The 21434-nt window shown below is 39.8% G+C and carries 20 protein-coding genes and 1 tRNA gene; 2 read left to right on the forward strand and 19 right to left on the reverse strand.

Annotation, left to right across the window (positions count from 1 at the left end):
• Positions 1–120 precede the first annotated feature (120 nt).
• The 3 genes from BMG01_RS00725 to gnd all read right to left on the reverse strand — a co-directional run bounded on the left by BMG01_RS00725 (position 121) and on the right by gnd (position 4171).
• Positions 121–1503, reverse strand: coding sequence for a gluconate:H+ symporter (locus BMG01_RS00725; RefSeq protein WP_036066408.1), 1383 nt, complete (start codon positions 1501–1503; stop codon positions 121–123).
• A 106-nt stretch (positions 1504–1609) separates the two neighbouring features.
• A complete protein-coding gene (gntK, locus tag BMG01_RS00730) occupies positions 1610–3148 on the reverse strand; it encodes a gluconokinase (RefSeq protein ID WP_004910835.1) in 1539 nt (512 codons plus the stop codon).
• A 114-nt stretch (positions 3149–3262) separates the two neighbouring features.
• Complete coding sequence (gnd, locus tag BMG01_RS00735; RefSeq protein ID WP_004910833.1) at positions 3263–4171, reverse strand: phosphogluconate dehydrogenase (NAD(+)-dependent, decarboxylating); 909 nt, start codon at positions 4169–4171, stop codon at positions 3263–3265.
• 131 nt (positions 4172–4302) lie between these two features.
• On the opposite strand from gnd, the gene BMG01_RS00740 reads away from it, so the two are divergent.
• Positions 4303–5154, forward strand: a complete 852-nt coding sequence (locus tag BMG01_RS00740; RefSeq protein ID WP_004910831.1) for a MurR/RpiR family transcriptional regulator — start codon at positions 4303–4305, stop codon at positions 5152–5154.
• Between the two features lie 30 nt (positions 5155–5184).
• Here the strand turns inward: BMG01_RS00740 and udk are convergent, their stop codons facing one another.
• The 5 genes from udk to ccpA all read right to left on the reverse strand — a co-directional run bounded on the left by udk (position 5185) and on the right by ccpA (position 11137).
• Entirely contained in the window at positions 5185–5811 is a 627-nt protein-coding gene (gene udk / locus BMG01_RS00745) for a uridine kinase (protein ID WP_004915389.1), read from the reverse strand.
• Positions 5811–6530 (reverse strand): acetolactate decarboxylase, encoded by a 720-nt coding sequence (gene budA / locus BMG01_RS00750; protein WP_004915391.1) that lies wholly within the window; start codon positions 6528–6530, stop codon positions 5811–5813. Before budA ends, udk begins: the two co-directional genes overlap by 1 nt.
• An 85-nt stretch (positions 6531–6615) precedes the next feature.
• Positions 6616–7968 carry an MFS transporter gene (locus BMG01_RS00755; RefSeq protein WP_004915392.1) on the reverse strand — a complete coding sequence of 451 codons (1353 nt, stop codon included), beginning with the start codon at positions 7966–7968 and terminating at the stop codon, positions 6616–6618.
• A gap of 86 nt (positions 7969–8054) precedes the next feature.
• Positions 8055–9920: an acyltransferase family protein gene (locus tag BMG01_RS00760; protein WP_036067721.1), complete on the reverse strand. Its 1866-nt coding sequence runs from the start codon at positions 9918–9920 to the stop codon at positions 8055–8057.
• Between the two features lie 200 nt (positions 9921–10120).
• On the reverse strand, positions 10121–11137 hold the full coding sequence (gene ccpA / locus BMG01_RS00765) for a catabolite control protein A (RefSeq protein WP_004915397.1): 1017 nt from the start codon (positions 11135–11137) through the stop codon (positions 10121–10123).
• A gap of 206 nt (positions 11138–11343) precedes the next feature.
• Here ccpA and BMG01_RS00770 point away from each other — a divergent pair, with 206 nt between their 5' ends.
• On the forward strand, positions 11344–12441 hold the full coding sequence (locus BMG01_RS00770) for a Xaa-Pro peptidase family protein (protein WP_004915398.1): 1098 nt from the start codon (positions 11344–11346) through the stop codon (positions 12439–12441).
• A gap of 39 nt (positions 12442–12480) precedes the next feature.
• On the opposite strand, the gene BMG01_RS00775 is transcribed toward BMG01_RS00770, so the two are convergent.
• The 11 genes from BMG01_RS00775 to BMG01_RS00825 all read right to left on the reverse strand — a co-directional run bounded on the left by BMG01_RS00775 (position 12481) and on the right by BMG01_RS00825 (position 21363).
• Positions 12481–13218: a CPBP family intramembrane glutamic endopeptidase gene (locus BMG01_RS00775; protein ID WP_004915400.1), complete on the reverse strand. Its 738-nt coding sequence runs from the start codon at positions 13216–13218 to the stop codon at positions 12481–12483.
• The gene (locus tag BMG01_RS00780; protein WP_004915404.1) at positions 13211–13414 is read right to left on the reverse strand and encodes a hypothetical protein; all 204 of its coding nucleotides are present in this window, start codon (positions 13412–13414) and stop codon (positions 13211–13213) included. Before BMG01_RS00780 ends, BMG01_RS00775 begins: the two co-directional genes overlap by 8 nt.
• On the reverse strand, positions 13415–14248 hold the full coding sequence (locus tag BMG01_RS00785; RefSeq protein WP_004915407.1) for a Cof-type HAD-IIB family hydrolase: 834 nt from the start codon (positions 14246–14248) through the stop codon (positions 13415–13417).
• 46 nt (positions 14249–14294) lie between these two features.
• Positions 14295–14747 carry a SprT family protein gene (locus BMG01_RS00790; RefSeq protein ID WP_004915411.1) on the reverse strand — a complete coding sequence of 151 codons (453 nt, stop codon included), beginning with the start codon at positions 14745–14747 and terminating at the stop codon, positions 14295–14297.
• A complete protein-coding gene (locus BMG01_RS00795; protein WP_004915414.1) occupies positions 14744–16252 on the reverse strand; it encodes an ABC transporter permease/substrate-binding protein in 1509 nt (502 codons plus the stop codon). The genes BMG01_RS00790 and BMG01_RS00795 overlap by 4 nt, the downstream gene beginning before the upstream one ends.
• Before the next feature lie 247 nt (positions 16253–16499).
• The gene (locus BMG01_RS00800) at positions 16500–16982 is read right to left on the reverse strand and encodes a GAF domain-containing protein (protein ID WP_004915417.1); all 483 of its coding nucleotides are present in this window, start codon (positions 16980–16982) and stop codon (positions 16500–16502) included.
• 341 nt (positions 16983–17323) lie between these two features.
• Complete coding sequence (locus BMG01_RS00805; protein ID WP_004915420.1) at positions 17324–17572, reverse strand: acyl carrier protein; 249 nt, start codon at positions 17570–17572, stop codon at positions 17324–17326.
• A gap of 50 nt (positions 17573–17622) precedes the next feature.
• Entirely contained in the window at positions 17623–18669 is a 1047-nt protein-coding gene (plsX, locus tag BMG01_RS00810) for a phosphate acyltransferase PlsX (RefSeq protein ID WP_004915422.1), read from the reverse strand.
• Positions 18670–18754: 85 nt separating this feature from the next.
• The gene (gene recG / locus BMG01_RS00815; protein ID WP_036067725.1) at positions 18755–20785 is read right to left on the reverse strand and encodes an ATP-dependent DNA helicase RecG; all 2031 of its coding nucleotides are present in this window, start codon (positions 20783–20785) and stop codon (positions 18755–18757) included.
• Positions 20786–20834: 49 nt separating this feature from the next.
• Positions 20835–20905, reverse strand: a tRNA-Cys gene (locus tag BMG01_RS00820).
• A 71-nt stretch (positions 20906–20976) separates the two neighbouring features.
• Positions 20977–21363, reverse strand: coding sequence for a DUF2185 domain-containing protein (locus BMG01_RS00825; RefSeq protein WP_004915427.1), 387 nt, complete (start codon positions 21361–21363; stop codon positions 20977–20979).
• Between the last annotated feature and the right edge of the window lie 71 nt (positions 21364–21434).

A 21434-nucleotide genomic window follows, 5' to 3' on the forward strand; every position in this document is an offset into this window, starting at 1 on the left:
ACATTTTCTCATCTTAGTGTCAACATTCCCATGAAAATAAAATGAAAGTTATTATATTTTTATTATCATGGGATAAACTCCCTCAAATAAAAAAACCACCTTTTAAGGTGGTTTAGCAGTTTAAGCGAAAATAGTTGTCATAATCAAAATGACAATCAAACCTGTCACTGAAATAATTGTTTCTAGTACCGTCCAAATTTGGAACGTTTGCTTAACACTCAAGTCAAAGAATTCTTTAAAAATCCAGAAACCAGCATCATTGACGTGCGATGCTATCAATGAACCGGCACCAATTGCTAAGGCAACAAATACTGGTAGTAATGTATTTCCTGGATTAGAAGCCAAAATACCTGTAACAATACCAGCAGCAGTCATGCCCGCAACAGTTGCTGAACCAACTGAGACACGCAACACCGCAGCAACAGCCCAAGCAAATAGTACCACAGCGATAGGGCTCATTGAGCCCCCTGCTTGGAAAGTTGTAGCAATTTTGTCAGATAGGCCAGAGGTAACCAAGACACCACGCAAAGCACCACCACCACCAACAATTAACAGAATACCTGCAACAGCAGCCATACCTTCATTTAGTGATTTACCTACTTCAGTCATAGACTTTTGTTGCCAGATTCCCATTGTAAAGATAGCAAATACCAAAGCAATTGTCATAGCAACCGCAGGATTGGCAGCAAACTCAACCACTTGGTCAACCATTGTTGGATTTTTAGGAGTCACACCACCAGTGTATATTAGCTTATAAACGGTAGCTATAATCATAAATATCAATGGAAAGACAGAGGTCAAAACTGACAAACCAAAGTTTGGTGTTGCTTTGAGATCATATTCCTTGACTGGTCCTACTGCTTCTATTTCTGTTTTAAATTGGAATGCACCAGGTGCATATTTTTGAGCAAGTTTAGTAAACATTGGCCCAGCAACCACGGCAGTAATCACTGACACGACCAAACCAAAGATCAACATCATACCAATATTAGCACCCAAAGCTGATGCAACAGCGGTTGGTGCTGGCTGTGGTGGTAAGAAGCCTTGAGCAGAGCTCAAAGCAGCAGTCATTGAAACACCTAAATAAAGTAATGGCACGCCGGCTTCAATGGCAACTGCGAACACAATTGGTATCAAAAGTACCATACCAACACCAAAAATCATTGAAATACCAATAATAAATGATGCAATCAAAACAGCCCATTGCAAGCGTTTCACACCAAACCAATCAATTAATGTCTTGGCAATGCGATATGAACCACCTGCGTCTGCCACCAAACGACCAATCATTCCACCAAAGATGAAAATAACTGAGTTGGGACCAAGAATATTTCCGACGCCTTGTGCACCGAGGACAGCGTCAGGAATTTGCATTGGCTTCATGCCAAGCAGCAGCGCTAAAATAAACGCAGTGATAATTAATGATACGAATGTGTTTAATTTTAATTTTGCAATCAACAACAACAAAATTAAGATGGACACGATCAACATGACGAATTCCATGTGTATATATAGCCGGCTTAAAAACCGCTTTCTCCTTTTATGGTTATCAGTAAAAGCTAATGTAGACACCAATATTTAACCGTACTTAAATATTTTGATTAGCTGTTTACTTAGAATGTTTTCTTTGATAATTAGCAATATTTTCATATTCCGTCTGCAATTGGCGCGATAATCTGATGAAAATTGGTGCTAATTCTCGATAAGCCTCGAAATTTTCCGGATCTGGTTGGTAAGTATTAGAAGCACCAACATACTTTTCAATTTCGTACAAATCGTCAATCTTACCCAATGCTTTTTGGGCAACAATTACTGCTGCCAACGAACCAGATTCAAATGCCTCTGGCACAGTTACTGGTTGTTCGAAGATATCAGCGAACATTTGACGCCAAAGTGGTGACCGAGCAAAGCCACCAGTGGCTTGAATTGACTTCAGTCCACCAACAACTTCTTCCAAAGCTAGGCTGACCATATAAACGTTGAAAGTAATGCCCTCTAAGACAGACCTTAGCATGTGGGCACGCGTGTGTGCATGGTTAAGTCCAAAGAATGAACCGCGAGCATTAGCATCCCAAATTGGTGCACGTTCGCCACCTAAGTATGGATGGAAAATCAATCCTTCTGATCCAGCTGGAATGCGAGAAGCAATTTCAGTCATCAAATCATACGCATCTTCTCCCAGCAAAGCAGCGGTAGATTTTTCAGCGTCAAACATGTTATCACGTGCCCAACGGAATACATCACCACCATTATTAACGGGACCACCAACGACCCAATGATCCTTATCCAATGCGTACGTAAAAGTACGTCCCTTAGGATCAATCACTGGTTCATCAGCAACCACGCGAATAGCACCAGACGTACCAATAGTAATGGCCGCCACACCCGGTTTAACAGCATTAACACCCAAATTTGATAGTGGCCCATCGCCAGCACCATAAACAAAAGGTGTGTCTGCTGGAATACCAATCACCGCAGCATACTCAGCGACCATATTTGTTTCATATTCATATGGTTCAACCGGTTTTGGTAATTGTGATTTTGTGACGCCAGTCACTGTAAGTGCCTGTTCATCCCAATCAAGATTGAAAATATTAAACAATCCAGTACCAGAGGCAATCGAAATATCCATTTTATTGCTGCCAAACAAGCGATGGAATAAATACTCTTTGATACCTAAATAGTGCGCAGCATTTTCATAAACGTCATGATGTTCCTCTTTCAGCCATAATAGCTTTGACAAAGGTGCCATCGGATGAATAGGCGTTCCAGTTTTTTTATAAATTTGAGCGCCTAAACCATTAGATTTCAGTTCTTCTGTATACTTAACTGCTCGTGTATCAGCCCACGTAATAACACGTGTCAATGGCTTCCAGTTTTTATCAAAAGCAATTAAAGAATGCATCGCTGAACTGAATGAAACGGCGGCAATTTTGTCACCGTCTTTTAAATCAGCAGCACGCACGACATCAGTTAATGCTTCAATTAGGGCATCAAAAATTTCATTTAGGTCTTCTTCCGCCATATCTGGTACATCACGATACAATGGATAACCTTTATTAGCACTGGTTACAACCTGATCTTTATCGTCAAACAAAACTGCTTTAGTTGACGTTGTGCCTAAATCGACACCAATCATATATTCCATGTGTTCACCTCAAATTACACAATTAATAATTGTTAAACGTTGAACATTATTGCATTAACACAGAAAAAGCTCCCAATATGGGAGCTTCTATCCAAGAAAACGAACAGATTCTTATTACTTGGCAGCGTCCATTGCGTGACCACCGAAGCCGTTACGCAAAGCTGAAACAACCTTACCTGTAAATGTGTCATCTTGCAATGAACGGTAACGCATTGCCAAAGACAAGTAAATAACTGGTGCTGGAACATCCAAATCCAATGATTCCTGCACTGTCCACTTACCTTCACCTGAAGAATGCATACGACCAGCAATAGCATCCAAATGTGGATCCTTGGCGAACTGTTCTTCAGCCAATTCCATCAACCATGAGCGGATAACTGATCCGTGGTTCCACAACTTTGAAACAGCTTCATAGTCGTAGTCAAATTGTGAGGCTTCCAATACTTCGAATCCTTCGGCAATTGCTTGCATCATACCGTATTCGATACCGTTGTGAACCATCTTCAAATAATGACCTGATCCCAAACGACCTGTATACAAGTAACCATCTTCTTCAGCGATTGACTTGAAAAGTGGTTCAATAACTTGCCATGCTTCGGCGTCATCGCCACCAATCATGAAGTTACCACCATTACGGGCACCGTTCATACCACCTGAAGTACCGGCATCAAAGAACTTGATACCTGCAGCAGTTGTACGCTTGTTTTGTTCCAAGTTGTCTTTGTAGTTAGAGTTACCACCATCAATAATGATGTCACCCTTGTCCATCTTGGCAATCAATGTATCGATAGTTGAGTTAGTTGGTACGCCTGCTGGCACCATAACCCAAACAGCTTTAGGAGATGGCAACTTTGACAACATATCATCGATGTCTGAAGCGCCTTCAATTGAAGCTGAATAGTCAGTTGCTTCTTTGACGAAGTCAGCATTCAAATCGAACGCTACCACTTCATGACCGTTATCAACGGCGTTCTTAACCAAGTTCAAGCCCATCTTACCAAGGCCGATCATCGCAAACTTCATGTTTACATACCTCTTTATTTTTTGTGTTTTTAGTACACTTTTATTATATGAAAATAATTTACAGTTTGCAACCCTTTATTGAAAAATGTTTTCTCATCTTGTATGATTAGTATATTGGAGTACAAATTACTATGCCGAAAAACATCATTACCCAACTCAGGGTACAGCGCAAACAATATAATACAACTGAACAGAAATTAATTGATTATATTATTCATAATGTTTCACAGGCACAAGAAGCCACGATTCAAGAAATGTCTGATGGTTCTGGTGTTTCAACAGCAACCATTTCACGATTTGTCAAAAAAATTGGTTTCGATTCTTTTCGTGATTTTTCAGTTGATCTTGCCCGCATCTCAGTTCAGAAATCACCTGTGGAATTTTTTGGGGAAATTGTGGACACAGATGACACCGTTGCCATTGCTCAAAAGGTTTTTCGTGGCGCTGAAAATGCACTCGCAGCTACGGTTAATAACTTGACAATTGACCAACTAGAGCAAGCCACGCAATGTTTGATTAGTGCACGACGGGTTGGCTTTTTTGGCATTGGTGGGTCGTCAATTGTTGCTTTTAACGCCTATCACAAATTTTTACGAACACCGATTGATGTCATTGCCCATCCTGATTATGACGTCCAATTAATGCAGGCCGTTAGACTTGATCACACGGATGTTGCCGTTGTCATTTCGCATTCTGGACGTAACAAAGATACTTTGCTAATTGCTCAAAAATTATCTGAGAATCATGTCAAAATCATTGCTATTACATCTTTCCCAGACTCACCGCTTGCTAAACTTGCAGATTTAGTGTTGTTATCCCTAGCCGAAGAGGTTAATTTTCGTAGCGAATCAATGAGTTCACTGATAGCCCAAATCACGATTATTGATACCCTGTTCACTTTGGTTGGTTCACAATTATCGGAAGACACACAAAGTGTCGTTGATACGATGCGCGATACAATTGAAGAAACACGTGCACAATAAAAAGCGACGTTTATAAATAAACGTCGCTTTTTATTGTGCTTTCAACATAGCTAGTATTTGGTTGGTAATCATATCAATAGCAACCTTATTTTGTCCACCCTCGGGGACAATGATATTTGCATAGCGCTTGGTTGGCTCAACAAATTGATGATACATTGGCTTCACTGTCGCAAGATATTGTTCAATAACACCACGAACCGTGCGACCACGTTCTTCAATATCTCGTTCCAAACGTCGTAAGAAACGAATATCATCATCAGTGTCAACGTACACTTTTAAATCAAGTAAATCACGGACTCGTTTGTCATTAAATAACAAAACGCCGTCAACAATAATGACATCAGCTGGAAGCACATGAATCACATCACTGGAACGTGTGTGTTTCTCATAATCATAGACAGGTTTGTCAATAGCTTCTCTAGCCAACAAGCGACCTAAGTCAGCAACAAACAAGTCAGTTTCAAAAGAATCAGGGTGATCATAATTCGTTTTGACGCGTTCTTCAAATGGCTTGTCAGACTGGTCGCGATAGTATGCATCTTGTTGTAACAAAATAGCACTGTTATCAGGAATACGTGCCACTAATTCGCGACTCACTGTCGTTTTTCCCGAGCCAGAACCACCGGTTACACCAATGACTAATGGTTTTTGCGCCATTATTTTCTTCCTCCCTCACTTGCTTCAATGCCATCTTGCAAACCGGCCATATCTTGTTTCATTGCTCTAAAATCATGATTATCAATTGGTAAGTGCTGCTCAAACTCATCAAAAATCAATAAACTGCCTACCATATCATCAGCCTCGAAATCTAACACATGACCAGCAAATTGATGATCATCAGCGAGAAAATGCAAATGCCAGCCAGCCGCAGTAGCGCCACCGAAGACAGCTGGTGCATAATAACCAACAAGTGTGCCTTGCACATCACGGGTTTCAAATTCTGGTTGGTGCTGCGCAACTGTCAAAAGACTAGGATACGGTTTTGTCTGTTTTGGTGCCACGCGAACATGAACGTGAGTAAAATGACCATGTAATTTCAAAGCTGAAAAAACGTTGTCGATTTGTTTTTCTGTTAATTGCGATGATAAATTTTGGTAAGTCGTTGCATTAAATGGTAATTGATAACTAATGTCTGGCTGATCAAAATGAACTGACGCGAATGGTAATGTCGTTTCCTTATCAGTAATATGGTTCACTGCACCGGTACTATCTGCTTGGTAAACATCACCATTTAAAATGATGACTTCGCCATCCAACCCATCCAGTGTTCCAATGCCTGTATCACCGTGTGTAAGCAATTCACCGACCGTAATCGTTCCCGCCATTTGCTTGGCCATTAATTGTGCTAAAGTACCATGCTGATATACTGTTGTCATTTTTTTGCCTCATTTCTACTAATTCTTATTTTAAGTGAATAAAAAAGGACTGTAAAGCCCTTTTACTATTTTGCACCCAATTGATTCAATTTTTACTATGAGGTAATCGCATCGCTAACAAAATACCAATTGCTGGTACCAATATAAACCAACCACTAGTTCGCGTCAATGCTACACCAATTGACTCAATTCGACCAAAACGAGTCACTAATATACCCAAAATGACAACGCTTCCTGCGCCAATAACCTGACGCATAGTTGTAATGACCGCTGTGCCATGGCTCACAAGTTCTTTTGGTAAAACATTATTTGCTGCAGTCACAGCTGGCATCATGATAAAAGCGTTACCACCTTCAAGCAAAATAGCTGCCACTAGACCAAAAAGCCATGATTGCGTACCTAACTGATTTAACAAAAGATAGCCAACAATCATCATTACCATGCCAATATAAACAAGATTTTTCAATCCTATGCGCGTTAATAAATAACCCGCCCTTGGGTTTAATTGGCTGAGTACAACCGCTGCCGGTACCATAAGCAGTCCAGACCATAGTGGCGTAATATGAAAGACACGTTGATAAAATAGTGGCATCAAGACCGTAGCTGTAATCAGTCCTGAATAAGATAGTCCTGTCAAAATCATAGCTGGCGTAAAACCACGATACTTAAATACTGATAAATTAAGAAATGGTTGTTGATGACTCATTTGACGGACAACAAAAGTCACTAATAAAGCGATGCTTATGATGACAATAAGCCACCATGTTATCGTTAGTTTCGTGTTTGCAATAGTTGATAGACTGTATAGTAACCCACCGAAACCAATTAACGTGATTGCCGATACCCAATCAAATTTTGAATGATGAATGGTATGCGTATTTTCAATTAAAGGTTGCAAACTCACGGTGAGCAGGACCAGAGTTACAAGAAATAATCCAAATAAAGCCCGCCAAGAAACATACTGCAAAACGATACCAGAAATAATTGGTCCCACTGCTAGAGCTGACCCCATCACCAAACCAACCACGCCCATGGTGAGACCACGATCTGATTTCGCTGTATTTTCAATGATAACACTTTGAAATGTGGGAAAAAGCGCACCGACAGCTATGCCTTCCAGTAATCGGCCAACAATGATACCAGCAAAAGATGGTGTGAGCATAGCAATTGCGGTGCCAATCACAAATACTGTAACAATACCATTCAACAGTGGCTTCAATAAAATGTTATCTAGCAACCATGGACTGAGCGGCATCACCAAGGTCATGGCGACCATAAAACCGGTTGTTAACCACTGTACAGTACTTGCATCAACATGAAAACTAGCCATTAAAATCGGATAAGTCGTTGTCATCGTTGACTGGCTAATTGACATAATAAACGCGATGGCTAACAGCACAGCTGAAAAAGGTGTGAGTTGCCTGATATTTTTAAACATGAAATCCCCCTAAATACGTTATTTATAATCATTCTAATCTTTTACATTATTTTTTTCAAGTTACAAAAAAAACATCTCTCGATGTTTTATTCAATATGATTCACTTCAGCTGTCTTTTCTACCAACAAACGAACGTAGTTACGATCACCAGTTGGCCCCTGATGAACACCATCATCCGCGAACCAATCCGTGTGTTGTTTGGCCAGACTAAACCAATCAATCACGTGCAAATTCTTGTAGTCTTTTTGTGCAGCAGCAAGCATATCATTATTACTATTTTGCCATGGCTTACTTTGAACAAAATTGTTCATCCAATACACTTGTCGCTTAGCACCAAAAGTATGCATCATGCGATCTAAATCAGGCCTTTTCACTTCACCGTTGGTGCCCAGACCCATTAAAATATTGGGAGCCAGTTTGCCACTATGTGCCATGCCATCTATGATACCCGGAGTTTGATAAGCCTGACGCCCAACTTCTGCATCAACGTGCATGTTCGGATCAACTTCTTGCAAATAAGGTGCGGCATCTAACATGACTGAGTCGCCAATTGCTGTGAATTGCATATTCTTAAAGGCTAGGTAGGCGTTTGTTTGTAATCCGTAATCAGCAATAATCTTTTGATCACCCTCAGACAACTGCGCATGCTTTGTTTTACTTTGGGCAGAAGATGAAGCTGCTTTTTCAGCAATTTTATTACGTTTTGCAACTTCTGCCTGATTTTTAGTTAATTGTTTTTGCAATCGTGTTTTAGGATGAGGTAAAGCAGCTTTTTTATCTGCTAGTCCATGACCGACAAACAATAACAAAAGTAGGGCCGGTGTCATAAAGAGGAAAAAACGATTACGAGAATGCAATAGCCAGTGCCAAAATTGGTGTAGCTTGCCATCACGTCGTATAACATTTTCAATATACCGATAGCTTAATTCACTTAATACCAGAACTAATATAACTTCTATTAGTAAATTAACAAAGGTTGGCTCATAATTTGAGACAAATTTTTCATAAAAAACAAAGACCGGCAATTGATAGAGATAGATACTATAAGACCGTGTGCCAAGATAATTCAATATTTTATTGTCGAGCAATCGACTGTACCACGAAGCAGGATGTGCCGTAACGGCAACCAATATGGCAACATCAGCAGTAAATAAATACATTAAACCATAATAGGTTGCAGTGAATTGTCCATTTACCCATATCATCCCAGCAATCAAAATAACTAAAGCAGCTGTCCCAATACTATTTAAATACAGTCTTGTTTTGTCTTCAATTTGTGTCGATAACTTGCTAGATGGCCAAACAAAAGCCAAGGCGGTGCCTAACAATATTGCAAAAACACGCGTATCAGTGCCATAATAAACCCGATTAATGGTGGTCGGTGAGTATAAGATTGCCATTAATATTGCACTGATAAGTGAAGCAGTCAATAAACCAATCGCAACATTAAGTCGCTTATAACCCTTTTTGAGAATAAACCAGACGACAAACGGCCAAATAAGATAAAATTGTCCCTCAATCGACAATGACCATAAATGAGTAAACGGTGATTCACCACCAAATTGTTGAAAATAGGATTGTCCATGCCCAATCGCCCAAAAATTATAGGCATAGGTCAAATTAGTTAATATAACTTGCCGTAAATTAAAAATTAGTCGCTGATCAAAAGCTAAAATAACGGTTGTCGTCATCAAAAGCATCATAACTAATGCTGGATAAAGCCGTTTTAATCGACGTATGTAAAATTTGACCGCTGCAATCGTGGCCGTTCTATCATATTCTTGGATCAAAATGTCTGTAATTAAATAACCAGAAATGACAAAAAAAAGTGGTACGCCTAGCCACCCACCAACAATTTTAGTCGGCAATAAATGAAATAAAATTACCCCGCATACGGCGAGTGCGCGCAACCCATCAAATCCAGTAATATAGCGTCTCTTTTGATTATTCATGAGATTATAACCATCAATTCCCACCCAGTAAAGATTTTGTCGTTATTTTTACATCTAGATGCAAAATAAAAAGCAAACCATCTGTTTTAGTTTACTTTCATTAATATAATATGTCAATTATTTCGATTATGTTTCTTTAAAATTAAAGTCAAACACAAAAATTAAGAAAACGAACCAAAAAAGACTTGTTTCACGCAATTTTAAGGTTGTGGGTTAATTGTTGTACCGCGCTTTTCAAAGGTATGTGGCAATTGTACTTGCATATCATCAACCACTTCGTTATTCATTAGCTTTGTTAACATTCTCATTGCTACCGCACCAATGTCGTATTTAGGTTGGCCAATTGATGTCAACTCAGGCCTTGTCACAATTGCAAACTTTGTGTCGTTGGATGTAATGATTTCAAAATCTTCAGGAACTGATTTACCGTGATCCCGCATATAATTCATAATACCAAGTGCGACTTCATCATCATATACGACAGCCGCTGTGGCTTGAGCAGCAAAAATTTTTTCGGCTACTTGAAGTCCAGCTGAGTAATCTTGGTGTGTCGCAAAAAGTAAACTATCGTCAAATGCAATATTAGCTGCTTCTAGACCAGCTTGGTAGCCAACTAGGCGGTGATGCTTGTTAATAGCATGAACCATTGGTCCAGTTACAAGTGCCACACGATCATGTTTGTTACGGATTAGAAGTTCAGTCGCCTCTTTGACGGCAGCAACATAGTCAATATTGACACTTGGCAAAATTCCTTCTTCATCTAGTGAGCCTGCCAAAACAACCGGGGCATCAACTGCCGCAATTGTATTAAGTATTTCACGATCCAATTCATTTCCCATGAAAATAATACCGTCTACTTGTTTACTAGCAAGGTTGTTGACAGCCATTGTCTCACGCACAGGATCTTCGTCTGTGTTTGTTAACAAAACATCATAATGATACATGTTGGCTACATCATCAATACCACGTGCTAATTCAGAGTAATACATATCGGTCACATCAGGCATGACTACCCCGATAGTGGTTGTCTTTTTTGAAGCTAGTCCTCTAGCCACAGCGTTAGGATGGTATCCTAACGCTTCAATTGCATCCAAAACCTTACGTTTAGTTGATTCACGTACATTACTATTACCGTTCACTACTCGTGAAACAGTTGCCAAAGACACCCCAACACGACTAGCAACATCATATATTGTAGCTGTCTGCTTTTTTTGCATAATATAGTCCTCTTTCAATTCATTAATTTGACACAATCCATATTTTAAGTCATCTCATTTCATTATAGCAAAATAAACACAATTTGCAAACGCTTACAATGACTAATTTACACGTTTTCACAATTGTTTCAATTTGTTACAAGAAAAACAACAAGAAATGAAAGTGATACAATAAAGACATAGTAAACTACGAGGTAGATAATTTTATGAACTCAGAAAAAATCAATCAATTAACGAATTGGTTAAACGATCAAAACCTAAGTGGTGCAATCATCACAAACTATCATAGTGTTGCCTATTTGAGTGGCTTTGAATCTGATCCAATTGAACGTGTACTAGCTTTGGTCTTGTTAGCTGATCATGAGCCATTTTTATTTGGCCCTGCACTTGAAGTTAATAGTATGAAAGAAAGTGGCTGGCAGTATGAAGCTTTTGGTTATGAAGACCAAGAAAACCCTTGGTCAAAGTTGGCTGCGCACATTCAAGCTGCGACTCATGGTACCTTTTTTGCTATCGAAGCAGATAATATGACTGTTGCTCGCTTGAATTTGCTACAAGCAGCATTTCCAGCAGCACAATTCATCACCGATATCACTGACCAAGTTAACAAGTTGCGCCTCATCAAAATGCCAGCTGAAATTGAACACATGAAAGCTGCCGGACGCGATGCCGACCGTGCCTTTGAAATTGGCTTCCAAGCATTAAAAGAAGGTGTTTCAGAACTCGCTGTCGCTGCTGAGCTAGAATATCAGCTCAAAAAATCAGGTGTGGTTGGCATGAGTTTTGAAACACTCGTTCAATTTGGTGATCATGCCGCTGATCCCCACGGTTCAACCTCTAGTCGCACTCTTAGTGCCGGCGAAATGGCACTATTTGATTTAGGCACAATGACAGAAGGTTACGCCTCAGATGCTACCAGAACAGTCGCATTTGGGCCAGTGAGTGATGAAGCTAAACGAATTCATGCTGTCACTTTAGAAGCTCAGCTAGCAGCACAATCACAAGCTAAAGTTGGCATGACAGCTAGCGAGTTAGACGCCGTAGCGCGTGACATCATTACCAAAGCTGGATATGGCGAATACTTCAATCACCGCCTTGGCCACGGTTTAGGATCTTCAGTACACGAATTCCCTTCAATTATGGCAGGCAATGATATGACCCTTGAAGAAGGTATGGTATTTTCAATTGAACCAGGTATTTATGTTCCTGGCGTTGCTGGCGTTCGAATTGAAGATAGTGGCTACATGAGCCGAGATGGTTTCGTACCTTACACACATACATCAAAAGAATTACTACAATTCTAAATTTAAAAAAGATGCGTTCATATGCTGAACGCATCTTTTTTAATGTTGCATTTTATTGATGGCCAATAGTAACAGCGGTATCATAGTCACACCATTATTCAGCATGTGAATCGCAATATTATTTTGAATCGCACCTGTTTTTTTATACACATAGGCTAACACCATACCCATGCTGGCGTACATTAAATAACTCAATCCGTCTGATAACGTGGTGGGAATCAGACCCATGTGTGGAAAAGCGAATATCACACCCGATAAAATGATATTTCCCCACCACCAATTGCGTCGGAAAAAGTAATTGAGAACTAGCCCTCTAAAAACCAGCTCTTCGACAACTGGTGCTAAGATCACAGCATAGATAATCATGGCAATCATTGTGACATTTAGATTTGAAGTCAACTGATTGATGGCTTCTTCATTTGCTGTTGTCGTCTCACCTGTTAAATTGACTCTTAAGTTTGCAATAGTTAACTCAATGGCCAACATAAGCAACCACATGCCAACCAGCCACCAGAAACTTTTCCTTTTTGGTGATGAATTAGGTTGAAAAATAGGCGTTATGGCCGTTGCTTTGAGCAAACGGTAGGCGTATATGCCTATCGCAATATACACCACAACCATGACCGATGCCCACAAAATCTGTTCCCATAAAACAGAACTTGCACTCGCTAATCCCAAAAAAGCAGGTGCAAACATCATCAAAAATATTACTAAACCAAAATTAATTATGCGAAGCCAAAGAGATTTAGGATTCGCAGTTTCCGTCATTTCAAGCATCATCTTCCTCATGTTGCATTTTTTGTTTTTGCCAATATAACCAAATATACCCGATATTAACCAGTATAACTAATATGACGACTAACAAAATGGTTAACCAAAGTGTTAGATAATGATGATAGTATAACAGAAATATACTAATAAAGGCCACAATCGCAATCAATGGCAAAACAATACGCGCTGCCAAATTAAACATTTAGCCCTCCAAATGAGTGTTGATAAACTCAGCCACAGCGCCTTCATTATTGGTTTTATCCAAAATCAAATTAGCAATGGCTTTAATTTCCGGCTTTGCATTGGCAACAGCTGCACCGACACCAGCGGCTTTAATCTGAGAAGAGTCATTCAAACTATCACCCAACGCGGCAACTTCATTATGCGCAATACCTAGCAAATCAGCTAATTCTAGCCCTGTTGACCCTTTATCACTGCCCTTAGGATTAAATTCTACATAGCGATCTGAACTATATGTCGTCAGCACTTGATCCGCTAATTTGGCATTAACAGTTTTATCAATCGCACGCAAAACTTCATGGTCAGTATGCTCAAAAATGACTTTCATGATTGGCTTCTCATTAGATAAAAAGTTCAAATCGTCATTAGGCATTTCAACATACGGCACGGAACGTTCCGCCATATACGCTTTATCAGCTGATGAAATATTATGAATAAATAGCGTATCAAGCGTATAAATATGGGTATCAATGTCGTTTTGAATCTGACCTAATTTGAAAATTTCTTTAGCTAGGTTGGGTGACATGCCATGCTGTACAACAATTTTCTCAGAACCATCAGCGTGCACCTCAACAATAGCACCACCATTGTAGGACACAACATATTGTTTTTCTTGTTTGTTTAGTCCCAAAGTAGCTAACGTACCAAACACTGATTTGTATGATCTTCCTGTATTAGGAACAAAATAGCCACCTTGTTGCACGAACTTTTGAACTGCTGTGATGTTTTCAGGATGAATCGTGCCATCATCATTAAGTAACGTCTCATCGAGATCTGAAAGAATTAGCTTGATCATAGTTTTCTCCAATTAATTGTCTTACATTCACTATAAATGAATACGCTTACTTATTCAATACCTCACCTAACAATGTCAAACGCGCACCGCATTGACCGCAACGGTAACGGCCGACTTGAAAACGTCTATGTCTAAAAATATCATGACCCTTTTCGCATTGATAATGCCAGAGATGCTGTGTTTTTTGACGTTGGCCAATGTCTGGTGCATATCGAATACCACCAACCTGTGACAGTAGTTGCTTGAAATCAGTATCTTTGTGTTGATAGCCTTTATGCGCAAGATGTAAATGATAGTGGGTTAATTCATGTTTAATGATTTGCTCAAACACTGGTAAGTTAGCCATTTTAGGGTTGAATTCCAATTGATGCGTCGCCAACAAATAACGACCACCGGTTGTTTTCAATCGATTATTGAAACTAGCACGGTGTCGAAATGGCTGATGAAAAGCTGTTTTTGATATGTGTTCAACCAGTTGTTGTAATTCAAAATTAGTCATTTTAGGATATTGTGCGTTTTCAAATATTTTTTAGCAACTGTCGCGGGTGATTGGTGCTTAACATTAACGGCGTAATTCATATTTTGCATGTCTTCGTTACTAATTTTGCCCGCCAAACGATTCAGAGCTCGCGTAATTTTTGGATTTTTTTTGGCGAAATCTTGACGCATCAAAGCTGCACCTTGATAAATTGGAAAAAAATGCTGATTATCTGTCAATACTTTCAATCGATATTGAACCAGTTGCGAATCAGTTGAATAAGCATCGACCACATTCACTTGTCCTTGCTTGATTGCTTGATATCGTAAGTCGGGGTCTAAACTGACCGTTGGTATTTTTAAATTATATTGCTTTTTGACACCCGGCATGCCATCAGTGCGGTCCAAAAATTCAGCGGTCATGCCCGCTTTTGCATTAGGCAATTGCGTTAAATCACCGATTGTTTTCAAATGATACTTCGAAACATCCTTTTGAGTTACAGCAATCGCGTAGGTATCATTAAATTGCATGGGTTTTGTTAAAGTTAATTGCTGTTTTTGGGCAACTTTTAAAGCGGCCACATAGGTTGTCTGTGCATTAGCACCAACTGGCAGTGTCACAGCCGGTTCAGCTAGTGTTGCTATGACAGTACCAGTAAATTCGGGATAAATGTCGATTTTGTTACTTTTGAGTGCATTAAAGAGAAAACTTGTTTTGCCAAAATTTGGCTTCAACACAACATTAGTATTGGGGTCTGCTGATTTGATCAAATCAGCGTACATATTAATCAAAATTTCTGGTTCAGACCCAAGTTTGCCTGCAATAGTAATCGTTTGAGTTGTTGATTTTTGAGGCAACATCGGCCAAACACTTCCGCCAATAAATAAAATAGCTAATAAGCTGATAAGCCATTTTTTTACTTTAAGCCTTGCAATCCAGTTAATTAACGCGCCTGCTAAAATAGCCATAATTGCCGAAGCCAACGCACCGATTAGAATCAAATTTGTGTTATTACGGTCAATGCCCAGCAGGATGAAATCACCAAGCCCGCCCGCGCCAATTAGTGCAGCTAATGTTGCTGTCCCAATAATTAGCACCGTGGCCGTTCTTATCCCAGCTATAATACTTGGCATCGCTAGTGGTATTTGAACTTTTCGCATGACTTTTTTTCGCGGTAACCCTAGTGCATAAGCAGCATCAACAATACCTTTTTCGACACCAGTTAACCCCAAATAAGTATTTTGGAAAATAGGTAATAATGCATAAATAATTAAAGCAATCAGTGCAGCCGGCCAACCAATCCCAACAAGTGGTATCAGCAATCCCAAGACCGCCAGTGATGGCAGTGTTTGCAAAATACCAGTTGCTTGTAATAACCATTCAGCGTATCGTCGATGTCGTTCAGACCAGATTGCCAGCGGTATTGCAATAACACCAGCAATCACAACTGCTGCAACTGTCAATTGGGTGTGTTGCCATAGTGCATTCCAAAATTGCGACTGCCTTGATAATAATGTCTCCCACATGTCTTCCCCTCAATATTACAACAAAAAACGTCACATTAATCTCTATTGTTGGGTAAGCATGTGTATGATTACTTGCTTGTTTTAGCCACTACCAAAGCCTGCTAGTTTTGTCCCAATAATACCGATGTCATATTTTTTTCAATGTCATGAATCACTGCTCTATTTAGCTTATCACAATCTTCATATTCTGACACACACCAATATCACGACTAAGCAAAAAAGCCCTAGCATGAGCTAGAACCATCATTTAAATCTGTTCAACATAAGCAAGCAATGTTTGGATATAGTCTTCAAGATCTGATTGGTCCTGCTTCGTAAAACGGTTAAGTGTTGGTGAGTCAATATCTAAAACACCTAGTTTTGTACCGTCCGCTTTTGTAATTGGTACGACAATTTCTGCATTAGAAATTGGGTCACAAACAATATGTCCGGAAAATGCTTTAACATCAGGCACGACGAGGGTAGATTGCGCCGTAAAAGATTGACCAACAACACCAGAATTAGGTGAAATAACTGTCACAGCTGGCTTACCTAAAAAGGGACCTAGTACCAATTGCTTCATCTGTTGGTCATATAGATAGAAACCGACCCAATTAATATCATCGACATTTTGATGAAGAATAGCAGCTGCATTGGCATAATTAGACAAAATAAGCTTTTCGCTTTTCTCACCCTGAATCCAAGTATCCAAAATTTGTGCAATTAGCGACTTTGTTTGAACTTCTGACATCTGATTGACCTCCAATAGTCATTACTGACTTAATTAAATAAAAAAACCTGCACAAATATTTAACTATTTGTACAGGGACGACATGTCGTGGTACCACCCATTTTTGTGGGTATTCCCACCTTAATTCACAACAAAAATTGTTGCTAACATACGATAACGGTGCATCCGGTCTAATCAGCTTGCACCGATTGACGTGTATGATGAGTTCATCTTCGTACTATCAATTTGACGACTTTCACCAGACGTCGCTCGCTGAGCAAATTAATAGTACTACTCTTCTCAACACTTTTTGATATGAGTTGTCCACAATTTTACACTGATTATAAATAAGTGTCAACAAATTAATGTTGATGGGCTACGATGTAATCAACTGTTTGTTGTAGCGTCACCAAATTTTCGGCATCATCATCAGAAATTTCGACATTGAACATATCTTCAACTTCCAATACTAACTCAACAAAATCAATTGAATCAGCGTCAATATCCGTCAAAAAATTAAGATTAGGTGTAATTGTATCGCGTTTCACATTGAAACGTTCTGCAATCTCATCCGCCAACATATTATAAATCGTTTCTTTTTCTATTGCCATTAGAGTCTATTCTCCAGAATTTAAATGTTAAAAACTAATTGTAACACAGATTATACATTTTCATCGTTTTGCAGTGCTTGTTTAGCTGCTTTTAAATCATCCGCATGATCAGCAACGAAAGTCTGTATATCCCCAACTAAATTATTTTCAATCATAATTTTGATTTGGCCCATCGTATTGGCAACAGCATTCGCTTTTGCGGAACCATGTGTTTTGACAACAGAGGCATTAACGCCCAAAATCACCGCGCCACCGGCTTCATTATAATCCAATTTCTTTTGAATTATTTTAAAAGCTGGTTTTAGCAAAGCACCACCGATTTTTCCCGACAAACCTGAGGCCATGATAGCTGCTTTAATTTGTTTTAACATCGTCAGTGCAGTACCTTCAGTGGCCTTAAGCGCTGCATTACCAGAAAAACCATCGGCAACAACCACATCAGCCGTCCCAGCCAATAGTTCACGGGCTTCAATGTTACCGACAAAATTAAAAGCGTGCGAATTTTTCATCAACTGATGTGCCACTTTATGTACTTCATCGCCCTTATCCTCTTCAGCACCATTATTGAGCAAACGCACACGCGCATTCTCAATATTTAAAACGTGTGACGCATAAAAGCTGCCTAAAATACCATATTGATATAAATGAACCGGCTTATTTTCAGCATTTGCACCCAAATCCATGAACACAAATTGATCATGTGGGCCTTCAAAACTTGGCAAAGCAGTTGCCAAGGCTGGACGATCAACACCTTTAATTCGACCAACTAAAAAGATGGCACTAGACAACAGTGCGCCCGTATTTCCAGCACTAAACAATGCGTCTGCTTCACCAGCTTTTACGGCGTTTGCCGCGCGAACCATTGATGAGTCCTTCTTTCGGCGCATTGCTTTAACAGGTTCTTCACCCATTTCAATCACTTCAGTTGTTGGTATCAAATTAATACGTGTCCAGTCCTTGACTAAAGGTTTTACCTGCTCTGCTATCCCATATAATTGAAATTCAATTTCTTGGTAGCGATCACGTGCCAGTTCGACACCTTTAACAATTTCTAATGGGGCAAAATCACCACCCATTGCGTCAATAGCAATTTTCATGTGTCCATCTCTTTCCGTATATCATTTATTTCTATAAATTATAGTTCATTTTAACATTGTTTTGCGTTACCCGCCGGTATTGACTCTAATCAAAATGTCGGTAACGTGCCATTGTTCGTGACAAATACGTCACTAAAGCTTTATTTTCTGGCTGATCGTCCCAATTTTTTTGACTAACTAAGTCAATGGCTTCTTGTTGCGCAATCGTCATCATGGTCAAATCTTTAACGGGATCACCAACTACAAATTCTGGCACACCAGCTTGCTTAGTGCCCAAAATATCACCAGAGCCACGTAGTTCTAAATCTTTTTGTGCCAAAACAAAGCCGTCAGTTGTTGACACCATAGCATCTAGACGGGCACGGCCATAATCAGTTTTTGGATCGGCTACCAAAATAGCATAAGACTGTCGAGAACCACGCCCAACACGACCTCTTAATTGGTGCAATTGCGCCAAACCAAATCTGTCCGCGTCCATAATCAACATAATACTAGCATTAGGTACATCAACACCGACTTCAATCACTGTGGTAGCAACTAAAATTTGAATGCGGTTGGCTTTAAAATCTGCCATTAAACTTTTTTTCTCATCGTTTGACAAACGACCATGCAAAAGTCCAACCTGACTGTCTGGAAATTCAAGTTGCATCGCTTCATACATTGCTTGCGCATTTTGGACATCTAAGGCTTCAGACTCTTCAATCAATGGTGTGACAACATATACTTGCGCACCGTCTTCTAGTTCTTGACGAACAAACCGCAAGGTTTGATCCAGTTGGCTATGACTAATTTTGCGCGTTTGAATTATTTTTCGACCGGCTGGTAACTGATCAATAACGGATACATCCATTTCACCGTACGCAGTGATTGCCAACGTACGTGGAATTGGAGTCGCCGTCATTGCCAAAATGTCAGGATTAACCCCATTTTCGCGAAGTTTTGCGCGTTGATTGACGCCAAAACGATGTTGCTCATCAATGACTGCCAGACCCAAGTGATGAAATGCTACGTCAGGTTGAAGTAAAGCATGTGTACCAACTAAAATATCAATATCACCATTAGACAAATCTTCTAATAAATGACGACGTTGTGCAGCTTTAAGACCACTCGTTAATAATTCGACGCGTACAGATAGACCAGCTTGATCAAACATGTTAGCTAAATTAATTGCATGTTGTTGCGCTAAAATTTCAGTTGGTGCCATCATAGCTGCTTGCATGCCAGCAGTTATCACTGCATACATTGCCATGGCAGCCACCACTGTTTTACCAGAACCCACATCCCCTTGCAACAACCGATTCATGTGACGTGGCCTTTTCTGATCTTGCAAAATTTCTTGTATCACTTTTGTTTGTGCTGGCGTTAATTTAAAAGGCAAACTGTTTTCAAATGCTGCCAAGGCCGTCTCATTATAAATGACACTTTCCCCAGCAAAATTTTGATCGGCTAACTTTAGCAACTGCAACCGCATTTGGAAAACAAAAAATTCTTCAAAGGCCGCACTACGGCGTGCTGATTTAGCATGATCGGCATCACTGGGAAAGTGCATGTTTTCAATCTGCGTATTACGATCTAGGAGGCGATACTTATCGCGCAGCCCTTTAGGCACTAGTGAATCAGCATGTCCGCGTACCTCAGACCAAGCTAGTTCAATCAAATGACGTATGGTTTTAGCACTAATTTGCTTCGTGGCAGGATAAATCGGCGACAAAGCATCTATTGAGGCTTGAATCATTTTGATACCAGTCAAACCAGCTTTTGCAGCATCGTACGTGCCATACACCGCCACCTCTTGACCAACCTCAACATTTTGCGCAATCCAAGGCTGGTTAAAAAAAGACACACGGATATTTTCATGGTCAATTAACAATCCAAAGCGTGTTTGTGAACGTTTACCAAAACGATTAACGATTGGCGGCGTACTGACAACACCTTTGAAAGTTACCTTATCACCATCTAGTGTCTCAGACGGCAGCCGTTCACCCAGATCCTCGTACCGAAATGGAAAATAATCGATCAAATCTTCAATTGTAAATATATCGATGTCGTGAAGCGCTGTCAGGCGTTTTGGTCCCACACCGGGCAGAACATCAACATTATCAGTTAAAGTTATCATTTGTTATTTATTATATCATAAGAAAAAACGCCTATTAAGGCGTTCCAGAAGGTAGTAACCGGAGTCGAACCGGCGATGACGGTTTTGCAGACCGTTGCCTTACCACTTGGCTATACTACCATTTCGCGCTATCAATAAAATAACACCGCTTTTAATTATATAGAAAAAGTTATCAAATTACAAACGTTTCGTTACTTTTCAATAACTTCACCGTTGACAATCTTGAATGTACTCTCAACACTACCATCAGCTAGCCAAACTGGCGTTTTAGTTTTAGGATCCCACCACCCCTTTATTCCTAGACGATTATCCAGAACTAAGTCAGTGCCATAAGGTAAATCTAGAATGTTTTGCAATGATGGTTCAATTGCTAATGCCGTTTCAATAATTAAGGGCATAAAATTATCAGGTTGATCATTCCAAGCTTCCGTATCATTGTCGGCAAACAAAAACCAGCCAGAATCCTGCGGCGTCGTCGGTGCTAATTCCCTGTATACCCAACGTAAACGGCCTGTGCCATCAAGCAAATGTTTTGAAGCCAGCACAACGGCCTCCGGTTGATTAAATACTGAACGCATAACTGTTTATGTACGTTAGAACGCACTTTCCTCCTCAAAATAAAAATAAAATTCATGATCACAATATCATA

It is taken from the genome of Leuconostoc sp. BM2, assembly GCF_002095565.1.
In the GTDB taxonomy this organism is placed as follows: Bacteria; Bacillota; Bacilli; order Lactobacillales; family Lactobacillaceae; genus Leuconostoc; species Leuconostoc falkenbergense.